Below are 14,353 nucleotides of genomic sequence, written 5' to 3'. Positions count from 1 at the left end.
GATTTCGTTCGTAAAATCTTTACAACGATAGACAGCATTTTCATCACCATTTTCACTATTACCAATTTATGATAAAAACAAACAAAAAATGCACGAATCTCTTCGTGCATTAAAATAAAACATCTTCTTCATATAAATATTCATAAGATAAATCTATAAATAAAAAGTTGTCATCATCAATCGGGAAAGAAAATGTTCGTACCATTTCTCCCGTTTCAATATCTGCATATAAATCTGAAAGCCTCGCCTTATTCTCAAAACGCATTTTCATTATATTCTCGAGAAAATACGGGCGCCAGCTCCAGTTCTTCATATAATAATCCGGCATCACAATCCATTCTCCATCTTTTTTCATAACATTTCCTGATTGTTGGAAACCATCTTCATTACAAATAAATATACGAAAACTACACTGTGATACACTTTGACTAAATTGTAATAACCAATCATTTATATCTTCATTCTTTTTTTGTTTTGATAAAACATCGCCAATGCGATCGCGTAACATCTCTGTTAAATTATAAATTTTTTGTAACTTCTTCTTTTCATGCTGAATAAACTGATGACATTCATTACCTAGTCGCTCTTTCAAAACATTCGTTTCAATAAAATCAGGTAAACATTCTTTTAAATAATTACCTTGATAATATCTTCCGCCGTTCTTCCAAGCATATTGCAGTTGATAAAAAGCATCTATTTCTTCATATAATAAAGTTGCACCAATTCTTCTAGCAAGTAATGATAAAGAATATAAAATATCTTGATAAGATTGTAAAAGTGCTGTTTGCCTTAAGTTCGTTAAATCTACTTTTAAAATATCAGGTGCTAACACGCTAATACGCTCTAAATTACTTGTACCCGTTCCGACTTTATTAATCGAAATTTGAATACCATATGTACGATAATACATAAGCAAATGATTAAATTGCTCTATATCTTCTTTACATTCATGCTCTGTAATCTCTAAAACAATTTGTTTTAAATTTAAACCTTGTTCTTCATACCTCAATAAAAGTTGAAGCAAGCTTTCATCATCATCATTCATTAATACATTAGCATTCCGATGTATAAATAATAATAATTTTTGATCGCTTTCTAAATAACGATTTAAAGCTTTTTCTACTATAATATTATCCGCTTCCAGTTGAAATTCACTTGGAATCGAATCATCGTGAAAGAAAGAAGCTAAACTTTGTATGCCCTCTTCTGTTTGAATACGTCCTACTACTTCATATCCAATTACAGTATGCTCATCAGCACTAAAAATAGCTTGATAATAAGGAAGGACTTTATCCAAGTTACTCATTACATCTAATGCATCTATCAACGTGCTTCCCTCCCTTTACTTTTCAAAAATTATAACATGATATTTACGGAAAAATAATAAAAAATCCCTTCAGTTTTCCTGAAGGGATTAGAGGGGTAAAATGCTAAGGGGAATTAGCAATTCTACTATGAAGAAAAAAGAGGTCTTAAATATAACGTATATATGACCTCTTGTAAACACTTTTCTTTCATATGTCACAATTCCGTCACATTTAACCGTAAAAAAATGAATCAAACATTCATTTTTTTATCCCTTTTAAAATGGATATTGATGTAAATGTTGTCCTCCATCCATTGTCATGCAAGTTCCATTTATGTACGCAGCTTCATCTGAGCATAAATAATAAGCTAGACCAGCGATTTCTTCTGGCGTACCCAGCCTTCCAAGCGGAACACTTTGTATCGTACGCTTAGCCATTTCTTCTGAAATCCATAATTTATCAGCACCGCCCGTACGTTCAATTGGTCCTGGAGCGATAGCGTTAACTCGTATTCCATATTTACGTCCCCACTCAACAGCGAGCGTCTTCGTCATCGCTAATACTCCTGCCTTCGCTGCAGCCGAATGAATAACTCCTGGACCTGCATCCCATGCATATGTTGCTACCATATTAATGATATTCCCTTTTATACCTTTTTCAATCCAATATTTTCCGACAGCATGGCTACAGTAAAATGTACCGTTTAATACAATATTAATGACCGAATTCCAGCCATTCACGGATAAATCTTCTGCTGGACAAATAAAGTTTCCAGCTGCATTATTTATTAAAACATCAATTCGACCAAACTTCTCATCAATCTGTTCAATCATTTTCTGAATGTCATCCGTATTTCTTACATCCATTTGTACAGGTAATACTTGCCCTGGAAATTGTTCAATTTCCAACTTTGTTTCCTCTAGTTTTTCTTTTGTACGTCCTGTAATAACAACTCGTGCCCCTTCTTTTGCAAAGCGAGTCGCCATTCCTTTTCCCATTCCACTCGATCCACCTGTTATAATAACTACCTTTTCTTTCACATACATCCCCTCCAAAAAATGAATACACATTCATTTTATCACTTTATTTAATAGAAATCTTTATATTTTTAAACTTTTCTGATATTTTAATGTAAAGAACTTTCTTTTTATTCATTTTTTTCGTAATCTATACTAATTTTTTATTATGTAAAGTATATTTTTAAATAAACTGAAAGGAGATTTGAGTAGCCTTTAAATGGAATAAAAACATTGAGGTATACTCATATTTTTATGGCGCACATTACAAGAAGAAATTTTTTGAAAATTGGTATGCGTACTTGTCTCTATTCATTTATAACCAGTGGCATCGGATACTACTATGCTAAATATATAGAACCCCATTTCATTTCTTTTACACAGCACACATTAAAATCACAACTCATCCCAAAAAGTTTTCATGGTATGAAAATTCTTCAATTCAGCGATTTACATCTCGGATACTATTTCTCGCTTCAACATTTATCTCAAGTTGTTTCTAAAATTAATGCTGTAAATCCAGATATTGTCCTTTTTACCGGAGATCTCATTGATAATTATCAAACGTATACTGACACTCCTTTTGTCGCATCCATTTTAAAAAATATACAAGCCCCCTTCGGTAAATTCGCTATTTATGGTAACCATGATCACGGTGGATATGGAACTGAATACTATGAGCACATCATGCGTGAATCAGGATTTGAACTATTGCTAAATAGTGAAAAAAGAATTCATCTAATGGATAATAGTGAAATTTCTATTTTCGGTCTCGATGATATACTACTAGGCAAACCAAAAATAGAGAAAACATTACAACATGCACGGCAAAATACTTATAACATCGTTCTTGTTCACGAGCCAGATATCGCGCCGCAAATTTCCAAATATCCAATCAACTTGCAACTTTCTGGTCATAGCCATGGCGGACAAGTACAAATTCCTTTTTTAGGGGCTATTATTACACCATCACTCGCCAAAGACTATATTGAAGGCTTCTATACGATGCAAGATTTAACTCTCTATGTCAATCGAGGTCTTGGAAGAACACGTGTCCCATTTCGTTTCATGTCAAAACCTGAAATCACAATTTTCACACTCCAACATTCGTAATAATTCGCCTATTTTCTTACATATCCTTTCTTGTACGCGCTCATCCATGTTTCGTTTACCATATGATAAAAGTGAGTCCAATAAAGGAGGTATGTTCATGTATCCATATTATCAACCAATTCCAGTCCGTTCAGCACCTATTGGTCCAGTAGGCGACTCACGCTTCTTCCCGTTTTTTGGCGTTCCCTTTCTAGCTGGAATTGCTGGTGGATTGCTCGGCGGAGCATTAGCTTTCGGCCCTCGACCATTTTATCCACCTTATCCACCACCTTTCCCGCCGCCAGCACCTTATCCTTGTTACGGTGGACCATGTCAGCAACCATACTATTACTAGGTTAAAGTAACGATTCTTTCAAATATTATTCTCTCAACGAGCCATCTCATTACACGCTTATAATAAAACTATTGTTTCTACTCATCCTTCCATTTTTGGAGCATATGAGTAGAAAAAAGTAAAAACCTCTTATGGACATAAGAGGTTTTTACTTTTTTTCATTATTCAGCGTCTGTATTTTGATACGCCATCTTAAACAACTTCACTTGGCTATCAATTTCTTCTGTACTACCATTAATAACATAATAGTAATCACCATCTTTATTTTGTTCACGTGTTTTCACATTATCAGCTAATGTAAGCTGTAAAATCGCCTTAATTCGTGCCTTCATTTCAATATCTAATATCGGGAAAGATATTTCCACTCGCTTCTCCATATTTCGCGTCATCAAATCAGCTGAAGATAAATATATTTTCTCCTCCCCATTATGATGGAAATAATAAATACGGCTATGTTCTAAATATCTTCCAACAACACTAACTACACGAATATTTTCACTTACATTTGGAATACCAGGTCGTAGGCAACATGTTCCTCGAACAATGAGCTCTACCTTTACTCCAGCTTGTGATGCTTCGTACATTTTTTTTATTAACGGTTTATCTGTTAATGAATTCATCTTAGCGATAATATATCCATTTCCATATTGCCTATGATAACGGATTTCTTCATCTATTAAATCCATAAATTGCTCTCTTATATCAAATGGAGCAACCGATAAATGATGAAAATGTGGCTTTGTTGTATAACCACTTAAATAATTAAAGAAATTGGTTGCATCGACCCCAAAATCTTTTCTTGATGTAATATATCCAAAATCAGTATATAACTTCGCTGTTGCATCATTATAGTTCCCAGTTCCGAGATGTACGAACCTTTCGATTTTTCCGTTTTTTCTCCTTACAACTAGCGTAATTTTACTATGTGTTTTCAAGTGACTGACACCGTAAATAACATGACAGCCTGCCTGTTCCAATTCTTTAGCCCAGTGAACATTGTTTTCTTCATCAAACCTTGCCTTTAATTCAACTAATACCGTCACTTGTTTTCCCTTTTCAGCCGCTATCTTTAACGCCTGAATAATCGGTGAATCACCACTTACACGATATAACGTTTGTTTAATCGCAAGTACATTCGGATCGTCTGCCGCATCACGGACAAAATCAACTACCGGCTGAAATGATTCAAAAGGATGATGTAATAAAATATCATGCTCAATTGCTTTTTCAAATACATCTTCTTCATCACCTAAATCTTGAGGCGGTTGCGGAATAAGAGCTGGATATACAAGATGTTCATATAAAGGAGCTAGTTTTTTATATAAAGAAAACAAACATGTCAAATCTAATGGGCCATCCATTATATATACATCTTCATCTTTTACTTCCAGAACCTCATATAATAACGCTAATACTCTTTCATCAATGTGTTCTTTCCCAACTTCTAAACGTACAGCAGCACCCCACTTACGCTTTTTTAATTCTTTTTCAATTACCTTTAATAAATCTCTCGCACCTTCTTCATGAATCGTTAAATCTGCATTGCGTGTAATACGGAAACGAGTAACAGATGATACTGTATATCCCGTAAATAATTTATGAGTAAAGCTACTAATTACGTCTTCTAATAAAATAAATTTATGCTTTTGCCCTTCGCTCGGTAAAATTATGAAGCGCTCAAGTAATGAAGGAACTTGTACAATCCCTAACTTCGTCCTGTTTTCTTCTTCCGCTTGCTTCTCATCATATAAAAGAGTAGCCAAATTCAAACTTTTGTTTAATAACATTGGAAATGGGCGATATGCATCAATAGCTACAGGAGTTAACACCGGAAAAATTTGCTCGTCAAAATACTCTTCTATAAATTCTCGCTGCTCTTTCGTCAAATCATTGAATGTTAAACGTTCAATTCCCTCTAACTCAAGCGCTGGTAATACATAATTTTTAAATGTATCATATTGTACTGTCATTAGTGCATGGGCTTTTATCGCAATTTTATTTAATTGCTTTTTCGGTGTTAAGCCAGCTTTATTTTCTGGTTGATTAAATCCAGCACTCACTTGATCCTTTAATCCCGCTACACGTACCATAAAAAATTCATCTAAATTCGAACTAAAAATACTAATAAATTTCAATCTTTCCAAAAGTGGATTATTTGCATCTTGCGCTTCTTGTAAGACACGTTCATTAAATGCTAACCAACTTAACTCTCGATTATTGTAATAAGCTGTATCATTTAAATTTACTGCATTCCCCTTCAATAATTCCATTCTCTTCACACTTCCCCTTGAAACTTTTTTACTATAATTTAGTTAATTTCATTTTATCAAATTACAATATTACAAAGTGTAAATTTTTCGTAAAGACATCCGTACAACCTAATGTTTTAGTTCAAATAATAAATTAATATTCGTTTTTAATACTCTTTCTAACTGTTTTTTTTGTTTTTCAGCTTGTACTTTTTCTGCTAATGCCGATTGTTCACATAAAACTTTAAACGTTAATCCCTCTTCGCTTTCTGTTATAGATATGGTATCAATAAGCGATCGTTGCCTTACATTTAAAGTAGCTGAAAATTGTAAAACAGCTCCTAACAGGCGGATTTTTTTTTGTTCGCTTTTATCAAACCAACCTTCAAATGGAGATAAATGTTGTTTAAATAACATTTTTGATTTATACGATGCAATAAGCGCTAGCCTTACTCGGTCTTTATGCATCATGCCATCAATTGTCTTATTCGCTAATAAATAAAACGTATGTAAACGGCTCGCTTCTTCGTCTATATATTTGCCTATATTAAATACTTTCGCAGCTTGATGGAACACTTCCCAGTCTTTTACTGTCATAGAAATAAGCCCTATTTCCTCAAGTTGTTTGCAAATTAATCTTCCATGTTTAATAAGTTGAATAACAAATTCCATGTCCATTTCGTATTCATGTGATAGTAAATGCAAACTTTCTTCAACTACGTTCGGATAATATGAAATCCCCAAATCTTTTGTCAACTCTTCATAGAAAACACCTTCTCTTAACCCTTTTCTACTTAATACAAATGCCGGTGCCTCTATAACATTAACAAGTGTATGAAATACTTCAACCGCTGGAATAATCGTATCTGCTCGATCTTTTGCTAATCCTTCCAATTTCTGAAGTTCTATGAACGACAATTTTTCCAATTCCTCTTTTACACTTTCAATATCTTCTTCTTTCATCTTGTATAAATGTAATCCTGCTATAGGATAACATATTAAATTTTGATGGATTTTTACTAAGTTCCTAGCACTACCACCAATTGCAATAAGAGGCAATTTCTTATTGATTAACCATGGTAACGTTCGAAATTGAAACTCTAAATACTGTTGCATTCCCTCTAACTCATCTTTAGTAGGAATATCACCTTTAATAAATTGTTGCTTTAAAGAAAGTGCCCCAAAAGGAAAACTATGGTACTCTAAAATCTCTCTATTTCTAAAGTATGTAACTTCCGTACTTCCCCCACCAATATCTACCGTTATTCCTTCTGAAAACGATGTAGAATTCATAACCGCCAAGTATCCGTAACGCGCTTCCTCATACTCTGATAATACTCTAAGAGTAAAGTCCGTTTGTCCTTCAACAAGCTTTTTAATTTCCTCTTGATTCTCCGACTGTCTAATTGTTGCTGTTGCAACACAAAGTACATGATGCAACTGATGGAATCTTGTACTTTCTTGAAATTGAAATAATGTCTGTAATAATACTTCTATTCCCTCTTCATTCAATACACCATCAATTAAGTAATTCCTTAACCTAGCAACAACTTTCGTATTTTCAATCTCTTTATAAAAACCTCCATTTTGCTTTTCATAAATAACTAAACGCATTGTATTAGATCCAATATCTATAATGGCATACTGTTGTTTTAATATTTCTTTCAAACTTCTCACTCTTTCATTATCAAATTTCAAAAACATATTCTATTACTATTATACAAAATAGTTGTTTTTTGTAACAATATTGCTTTAATATTGAAAATATATACAATCACTTTTTGCGTATAATAAATACCTATTTTATTTATGGTATAATAATGAAAAATTGAAAGGAGATTCAATATGAAACCTTCACAACCACAATCTCAATTACAAAACCAACATTCTATTAATCGACTAGCTCAATCTATTTTCGTTGTGAATCGTCATGCTAAAGCAGCTACTAATCCTAAATATTTATACTGGTTAAAAAAGACAGCTTTAGAACGTTTGATCGCTGAAAAAAAAGCAATTAAAGAAGGATTGCATTTTTCTAGAAACCCACGTTTTAGCCAACAACAATCTGATGTCCTTATACGTTTAGGCGATTATTTTTTCCACATCCCTCCTACGAAAGAAGATTTTCGAATTCTACCGCATCTTGGTCATCTTGAATCCTCCTATCGAAATCCGAAAACAACCTTATCTTTAACAGTAGCAAAAAAAACACTTCAAGATTATATTGGTCCTGAAGCATTAAAACAAGAAAAAAAATTAAGTGAGCCTGTTCCATGGTATAGTCGTACTTATACAAAAAAATAAAACAGTTTGGCCAAGTGTAGGCCAAACTGTTTTATTTTTTCTCTTCTTTAATTTTAATATTTGCTTGTTTATAAAAAGCTACTTTTTCTGTATTATAAGACTTTGTAAATTCATTAAATTTATCTTTTTCTGACTCAATATCCTTATAAGATTGATTTACTACTTTTACTTTTTCACTAATATCTTTTAATTTAGTACCTTTATCTTGTAACATTGTATATAACTCTTTTTCTTGTTTTAAAGATTTGTTATAGCTGTCATACATTTTATTAAATGAATCGTGGCGTTTCTCATACGTGCTTTTCACTTTATCAGCTTGATCTTTCAATTTCTTATCTTCAATTTTCTTCACATACTTATCAGCTGACTTCACTTCTTCTTGCGCTTTATTTAAAACTTCTTTTTCTTTTGTAAGCACTTTTTCTCGTTCAGTTGTATTTTTCACTGCTTGATTCAGTTTTTCTTTAACAGTTTGATTATTATCTTTTCCTTCTTGAACAATCTGGTTATATAATTCTTGTCCTTCTTTCTCTAAAGTCTCAAGTTTTTTTGCATCTTCAAACATTGTTTTTTCTTGTTTAGCAGCGTTTTCAAACGCTACATATAATTCTTCTTCTGGTTTCGGGCCGAAACAACCGGCTAATAAAATCATTGATAATGTAGTTACAATTGCTAATTTACTATATTTCAACATCTCTTCCTCCTACTTATAAACGACCATCGTGTAATATAAAAAAGTTATAAAATATGTAATTGTTCTATACACTCGCATCTTTTTTACGAAGATCATTAATATTGTTTGTACAAATTATTACTTGATATTACATTATTCTTTTTGAATTATTTAGCAATTCCATATCCATCTTTAAGTATACTACTTCGTGTTTTTTAAGGCCTGTTCACACTATGTATTACTTTAATATCCACGGAATTTCACCTCAGTCTTAATAAGACTATAATAGTTCACCTGATAAAAGGTGATCGCTCCGCTCTCACGTCTATCATTCCCTTTCCAGCTTTCTATCAATTAATCTCTTTGTTCATTTTACACAGTACAATCGATATCTCGCAACAACTTACAAATATTCTTTTCATTTCCTAAAAAGGAAAAGTGTAGAGCTTGCTTTCCTCTACACTTTTAAAATAAAACACACTGTGCAAATTGCATTGGCACTACCATCATAATTATATGCTTATTTCATATATTTTTAAAGACTTTTATTACAAACGCGGCGTTTTTTTGTAATAAAAGTCAAAAAAATGTTACAAATAAAACATCTTCCTATCATATATCTTCAAATCAAAGCTTCACTCATTTTCCTACAAATTTCTATACTGGTACAATTGATTTTGCGACTTTCTCAACAGTTCTTCAAACGTTTTTCCTTCTACTGGATAGCTAGCTGCTCCAAATAAAAGAGTGACACTGAGTAAATCACCTTCTATTTCACTTTCAATATTTTTCATTAATCGTTTTGTTATTGTTGATGTTTCATGACCATTATCAATTACTACAATAACGTACTTATTTTCATCCCACTTTGTAACAACATCACCCTTCCGAATTGTCTTTACAATGGTACTCTCTAATTTTTGTACTAACACTCCCAACTTTTTTTCTTGCAACGTGTCTTTTAATCCTTCCCATTCTTTTACAGAAAGAATGTACACTGTAATATTACGAGAATCTCTTTCAGATAAAGCAGCTACTTTCCCAAAAAAATCAACAACAAAATCATTGCTTGCCATTCCTCCTACTTCCATACCCATACGCTCGTTCGCTCTTTTATCGTACCAATGTCCAAAATAATAACTTAGTATCATTTGCAATATATAAATAATAAAGACGGTATAAAATGATCGTGAATCCAGTTTTGCAATTACATCCTGAAGTGCAATCCATTCTGTAACTGCCACAGTATTGCCAAGCAATAATCCACTAATTTTCCCTTTATGTTTCATACTTTTCCCCCTTTTATACCAATATATGTTTCTATATCAATAATGTTTTTCTACAAAATAAAAAATGTACATATGCAATGTACATTTCTGCTTAAGCTTGTATACCTTTTCTACTCTATTTCATATATATAATATATAACTTTTATAGAAAGGAGTAATCTATATGCTACAAAAAGAGAATCTATCAGATGCTATGCGTTTACTAGCTGGTTTTCTATTATCATTAAAATTATTATTTACCTCTTTCGGGATACACTTTATTACAAACGATCAAATCGACGCTATTGTTAATGTTGTTTCATTTTTATTTATTCTATACTTTGGCTACAAAAATAACTATGTAGGAAAAAAAGGAATGGAGCAAAAGAAAATACTCAAAAAACACAACCTTCACTAAAAAAGGAACCTTTTGTACAGGTTCCTTTTTATCATTGACGCACAACAACTTCATTTGTTTGCAGTGGGCCATATGATATCTCTTTATCTTGAAATGTATATGTAGCCTGAAAGAATGTTTGTTTAAGAGCTTTATCTTTATTAGCTTTTATTTTACAACGTAGTTCCACCTTCTCATTCGGTAACAAATCATCAATTCGCCATCTAACAAGCTGGAATAAAAACTCACTTATCCCCTTATCAACTTTTAAAGAATTAGGAATATAAGCAAAGTAATCTCGAATCATATGACTTACAACAACTCTCGAAATCATTTCTACCCCTTTATTTTCCACTTCAATTCGCATAATAAGTATGTCGTTTACATCGTAGGTCAATTCATACGAAAACTGTTCTGTATACATACTACCAATTTGTAATGTAACGGCTACTTGAGGAAATTCGTTTTCCTTTTTCGATCCGTCAATCCACAATACTGGTTGTAGCGGTATTGAATACTTTCCTGTATCCGAAATTCGTCCCCATATTTTCATAATATATATTCACCTCATTTCAGATGTAACATACACACAATGAATTCCCCAAATTACTAAAGCTTGCTACAAGCAATGTTTAATATTTCTCTTCCTTTTATCCTATTCGACAATATGAAGAAAAAACCATTTTTCATCTATTAACAGAAGGTGTTCTTTATGAAATTTTTTTACAATTTACTTCATTCCCTTCATAGCAATATTCAGTATGGCTCACTCGTTCTCTACTCATACGAAAGAATATTTTGACGTAAGAAAAAGTTTGCCTTATAGTCAAATTTGACTATAATATTCTTTATGGCATATCAGTGCACTTATGGAAAAGAAATTAAAATCAACTATACATTAAAATTTTTTATCCACTGCACTCAAAACTTAATATAGTTTACTTATTTCTAAAGGAGGGTTATATTTGGAAACTCAACCATTAAAAAAAGAAGCCAACAAGACAAAATTTGTTGTTGCTGGTTTACTGCTTGGTATATTAATGGCCGCAATGGATAATACAATCGTTGCAACCGCAATGGCAACAATCGTTGGAGACCTAGGAGGATTTGATAAGTTTGTTTGGGTCACATCAGCTTATATGGTAGCAACAATGGCAGGGATGCCTATCTTCGGGAAACTTTCTGATATGTACGGGCGGAAACGTTTTTATATTGGGGGCCTCATTCTTTTCTTATTCGGTTCTGCTCTTTGCGGAACAGCTTCAAGTATTGAGCAATTAAGTATTTATAGAGCTATTCAAGGGATCGGTGGTGGTGCCCTTATGCCTATCGCCTTCACAATTATGTACGATATCTTCCCACCAGAAAAACGCGGGAAGATGACAGGACTATTTGGTGCTGTTTTCGGGACATCTAGTGTATTCGGTCCTTTATTAGGTGCTTATATTACAGACTATATAAGTTGGCATTGGGTCTTCTATATTAATATTCCATTAGGACTTATCTCCTTTTTCTTCATTACTAAATACTACAGTGAGTCTCTAGAATTTAGAAAACAAAAAATTGATTGGGCTGGTGCTATTACACTTGTCATAAGTATCGTTTGCTTAATGTTCGCATTAGAACTTGGTGGTAAGGAATATGCCTGGAATTCTACTGTAATTATTGGCTTATTTACAACAGTAGTTATTACGCTTATTATTTTCTTCTTTGTAGAACGAAAAGCAACCGAGCCTATTATTTCGTTCCATCTATTTAAAAAACCTTTATTCGCAGCTAGTCAAGGAGTTGCCTTTTTCTATGGTGCCGCTTTTATTATCTGTACAGTTTATATTCCAATCTTCATTCAAGGCGTTCTTGGAGGTTCCGCCTCTAATGCTGGATTAATTTTAACACCAATGATGGTTGGTTCTGTAATTGGAAGTCAAACAGGAGGACAATTAGCTTCTCGAACAAGCTATCGTAACATTATGATGGTATCTGGTGTCTTCTTCGTTCTTGGCATTTATTTATTAAGTACTTTAACAATGGACACACCTCGTTTACTCGTAACACTATTTATGATTCTCGCTGGGCTTGGTGTTGGCTTCTCATTCTCAGTATTAAGTATGTCTTCTATTCACAAGTTGGAAATGCGGGACCGTGGTTCGGCGACATCAACAAACTCATTCTTCCGATCACTCGGTATGACCCTTGGTGTAACGATTTTCGGTACAATTCAAAACCATATTTTTACAGATAAACTAAACTCTGTATTCCCCCCTGAACTAGCAAAATTAGCTCCAAAAGGCGGAGACACAAGTTTCTTATTATCACCAGGCGCTACCGCAAAAATTCCTGCTGAAATATTAGCGGGTATTAAAGAAGCTCTCGCTACATCTATTGCGAATACATTCTTCTGGGCACTCATCCCGGCTGTACTAAGTATTATTTGTATTTTACTTATGGGAAATGAACGCCTCTTTACAGGCCCTAAAAAGAAAGAAAAACAAAAGCAAGTTAGTTAATATAAAAAAGAAGCGGCATATTCCTTTCTGAAAAAGGATATGCCGTTTATAATATGTATAAAGTGAAACTTTAATCAGTGGGGGGATGTTCATCCCCCACTGATTATTAGCCCACACCAATCGGGCTTTTACGAGCAGTTAATTCCCACCTAACTTCTTTGCTTCCGCTGAATTTTTGGGTGGGGATCTTACTGGATAAAGTTTTTATATACAGGAGTTGAGACAGCATGAGCATGAAATTAGTCATTCTCGGCTTGCTACTCGAAGGAGATAAACATCCATATGAAGTGCAGCATATTATGAAAGAACGACAAATGGATTGTTACATTAAATATGCTAAAGGATCACTTTATTACGCCTTCGAGCAATTAGAAAAGCAAGGGGCAATTCATATTACAAATGTAATTAGAGACACAAATCGACCTGACAAAACGATTTTTCATATAACAGAAGAAGGCAAAAAACTATTCCACACTTTACTATTAAAACAATTCGAAGCCAAAAACCAAATATATAAACCTATTTATTCAGCCTTATCTTTCGCTCACTTTAGCAATGATCACGAATTAGTTCCTATTTTAGAAAAAAAGAAAAACGATACTCTTCAATATTTACATACTATGCAAACGATATATGATTGTAATAAAGGAAAGGTTCCACGTGCACAACTATATATTTTGCAAAGTGTAATTGAGCATATTACAGTTGAATTAGAATGGCTAAACACCCTCCTTAAAGATGCTATAGCAGGCCGACTTTCAGAAGTTGCTATAGATGAAGATTGAGCTATGAAAGAAGACATCCCTACTTCTTTCATAGCTCAATTTCTCTTTTCATACTGTAATATTATTAGTTACTCCAGAATACAAAAGTCAGAATACTAAGAAATAAAAACTTTAGAATTTTCTTATTTTAAAACAGTAGACAAAATTCCAAAAATTATGTTAAAATTTGTTTCAATATCATATCGCTTGTTAAATTCCTTTCAAAAGGAAAATAGGTACACGAAAGTTTTGTTTCGTGTTTAAAAGGGAAGCTTGGTGAAACTCCAACACGGTCCCGCCACTGTAAATGCTGAGATTTCTTTTTGGTGCCACTGTGAAAACGGGAAGGTAAAAGAAATTATATGAAGCATAAGTCAGGAGACCTGCCTGTTTTAACAACACTGATAGATTCACGGATGAT

The 14,353-nt window shown here is 33.1% G+C and carries 13 protein-coding genes and 1 riboswitch; of the genes, 6 read left to right on the top strand and 7 right to left on the bottom strand.

Annotated elements, in window-relative coordinates; genetic code table 11:
* Nucleotides 1-109 precede the first annotated feature (109 nt).
* Both DN404_RS14510 and fadH read right to left on the bottom strand, forming a co-directional pair.
* On the bottom strand, nt 110-1,327 hold the full coding sequence (locus DN404_RS14510) for an EAL domain-containing protein (RefSeq protein WP_000564306.1): 1,218 nt from the start codon (nt 1,325-1,327) through the stop codon (nt 110-112).
* A gap of 255 nt (nt 1,328-1,582) precedes the next feature.
* Nucleotides 1,583-2,347, bottom strand: a complete 765-nt coding sequence (fadH, locus tag DN404_RS14505) for a 2,4-dienoyl-CoA reductase (RefSeq protein ID WP_000660913.1) — start codon at nt 2,345-2,347, stop codon at nt 1,583-1,585.
* A gap of 231 nt (nt 2,348-2,578) precedes the next feature.
* Here fadH and DN404_RS14500 point away from each other — a divergent pair, with 231 nt between their 5' ends.
* Both DN404_RS14500 and DN404_RS14495 read left to right on the top strand, forming a co-directional pair.
* Nucleotides 2,579-3,436 (top strand): metallophosphoesterase, encoded by an 858-nt coding sequence (locus DN404_RS14500; RefSeq protein WP_149215148.1) that lies wholly within the window; start codon nt 2,579-2,581, stop codon nt 3,434-3,436.
* A gap of 97 nt (nt 3,437-3,533) precedes the next feature.
* Nucleotides 3,534-3,770, top strand: a complete 237-nt coding sequence (locus tag DN404_RS14495; protein WP_000283738.1) for a hypothetical protein — start codon at nt 3,534-3,536, stop codon at nt 3,768-3,770.
* A 161-nt stretch (nt 3,771-3,931) separates the two neighbouring features.
* On the opposite strand, the gene DN404_RS14490 is transcribed toward DN404_RS14495, so the two are convergent.
* Together DN404_RS14490 and ppx are read right to left on the bottom strand one after the other, a co-directional pair.
* A complete protein-coding gene (locus DN404_RS14490) occupies nt 3,932-6,040 on the bottom strand; it encodes a polyphosphate kinase (protein WP_000421680.1) in 2,109 nt (702 codons plus the stop codon).
* A 108-nt stretch (nt 6,041-6,148) separates the two neighbouring features.
* Nucleotides 6,149-7,723, bottom strand: a complete 1,575-nt coding sequence (gene ppx, locus DN404_RS14485) for an exopolyphosphatase (protein ID WP_002024754.1) — start codon at nt 7,721-7,723, stop codon at nt 6,149-6,151.
* Nucleotides 7,724-7,864: 141 nt separating this feature from the next.
* On the opposite strand from ppx, the gene DN404_RS14480 reads away from it, so the two are divergent.
* Complete coding sequence (locus tag DN404_RS14480) at nt 7,865-8,323, top strand: YkyB family protein (protein ID WP_000804864.1); 459 nt, start codon at nt 7,865-7,867, stop codon at nt 8,321-8,323.
* Nucleotides 8,324-8,354: 31 nt separating this feature from the next.
* On the opposite strand, the gene DN404_RS14475 is transcribed toward DN404_RS14480, so the two are convergent.
* Nucleotides 8,355-9,017 (bottom strand): YkyA family protein, encoded by a 663-nt coding sequence (locus DN404_RS14475; RefSeq protein WP_000922498.1) that lies wholly within the window; start codon nt 9,015-9,017, stop codon nt 8,355-8,357.
* A 626-nt stretch (nt 9,018-9,643) separates the two neighbouring features.
* Nucleotides 9,644-10,285, bottom strand: a complete 642-nt coding sequence (locus tag DN404_RS14470) for a diguanylate cyclase domain-containing protein (RefSeq protein WP_149215147.1) — start codon at nt 10,283-10,285, stop codon at nt 9,644-9,646.
* A gap of 163 nt (nt 10,286-10,448) precedes the next feature.
* On the opposite strand from DN404_RS14470, the gene DN404_RS14465 reads away from it, so the two are divergent.
* Nucleotides 10,449-10,682 carry an SPP1 phage holin family protein gene (locus DN404_RS14465; RefSeq protein WP_000939448.1) on the top strand — a complete coding sequence of 78 codons (234 nt, stop codon included), beginning with the start codon at nt 10,449-10,451 and terminating at the stop codon, nt 10,680-10,682.
* A gap of 31 nt (nt 10,683-10,713) precedes the next feature.
* Here DN404_RS14465 and DN404_RS14460 read toward each other — a convergent pair whose 3' ends face one another.
* Nucleotides 10,714-11,214, bottom strand: a complete 501-nt coding sequence (locus DN404_RS14460) for a hypothetical protein (protein WP_000708120.1) — start codon at nt 11,212-11,214, stop codon at nt 10,714-10,716.
* A 412-nt stretch (nt 11,215-11,626) separates the two neighbouring features.
* Here DN404_RS14460 and DN404_RS14455 point away from each other — a divergent pair, with 412 nt between their 5' ends.
* Together DN404_RS14455 and DN404_RS14445 are read left to right on the top strand one after the other, a co-directional pair.
* Nucleotides 11,627-13,168, top strand: a complete 1,542-nt coding sequence (locus DN404_RS14455; protein WP_000449912.1) for an MDR family MFS transporter — start codon at nt 11,627-11,629, stop codon at nt 13,166-13,168.
* Between the two features lie 227 nt (nt 13,169-13,395).
* Nucleotides 13,396-13,953, top strand: a complete 558-nt coding sequence (locus DN404_RS14445) for a PadR family transcriptional regulator (RefSeq protein WP_149215146.1) — start codon at nt 13,396-13,398, stop codon at nt 13,951-13,953.
* Between the two features lie 196 nt (nt 13,954-14,149).
* Nucleotides 14,150-14,337, top strand: a riboswitch (cobalamin riboswitch).
* The last annotated feature ends 16 nt before the right edge of the window (nt 14,338-14,353 follow it).

Source organism: Bacillus sp. TE8-1 (genome assembly GCF_008368855.1).
In the GTDB taxonomy this organism is placed as follows: Bacteria; Bacillota; Bacilli; order Bacillales; family Bacillaceae_G; genus Bacillus_A; species Bacillus_A cereus.
The sequence above is the reverse complement of the archived record's forward strand: the minus strand, read 5'-3'. Positions and strand labels throughout refer to the sequence as shown.

Coding starts and splice junctions, on each gene's coding strand:
- DN404_RS14500 (WP_149215148.1), top strand. CDS start 2,579: ATGGCGCACATTACAAGAAGAAATTTTTTGAAAATTGGTATGCGTACT.
- DN404_RS14495 (WP_000283738.1), top strand. CDS start 3,534: ATGTATCCATATTATCAACCAATTCCAGTCCGTTCAGCACCTATTGGT.
- DN404_RS14490 (WP_000421680.1), bottom strand. CDS start 6,040: ATGGAATTATTGAAGGGGAATGCAGTAAATTTAAATGATACAGCTTAT.
- ppx (WP_002024754.1), bottom strand. CDS start 7,723: ATGTTTTTGAAATTTGATAATGAAAGAGTGAGAAGTTTGAAAGAAATA.
- DN404_RS14480 (WP_000804864.1), top strand. CDS start 7,865: ATGAAACCTTCACAACCACAATCTCAATTACAAAACCAACATTCTATT.
- DN404_RS14475 (WP_000922498.1), bottom strand. CDS start 9,017: ATGTTGAAATATAGTAAATTAGCAATTGTAACTACATTATCAATGATT.
- DN404_RS14470 (WP_149215147.1), bottom strand. CDS start 10,285: ATGAAACATAAAGGGAAAATTAGTGGATTATTGCTTGGCAATACTGTG.
- DN404_RS14465 (WP_000939448.1), top strand. CDS start 10,449: ATGCTACAAAAAGAGAATCTATCAGATGCTATGCGTTTACTAGCTGGT.
- DN404_RS14460 (WP_000708120.1), bottom strand. CDS start 11,214: ATGAAAATATGGGGACGAATTTCGGATACAGGAAAGTATTCAATACCG.
- DN404_RS14445 (WP_149215146.1), top strand. CDS start 13,396: ATGAGCATGAAATTAGTCATTCTCGGCTTGCTACTCGAAGGAGATAAA.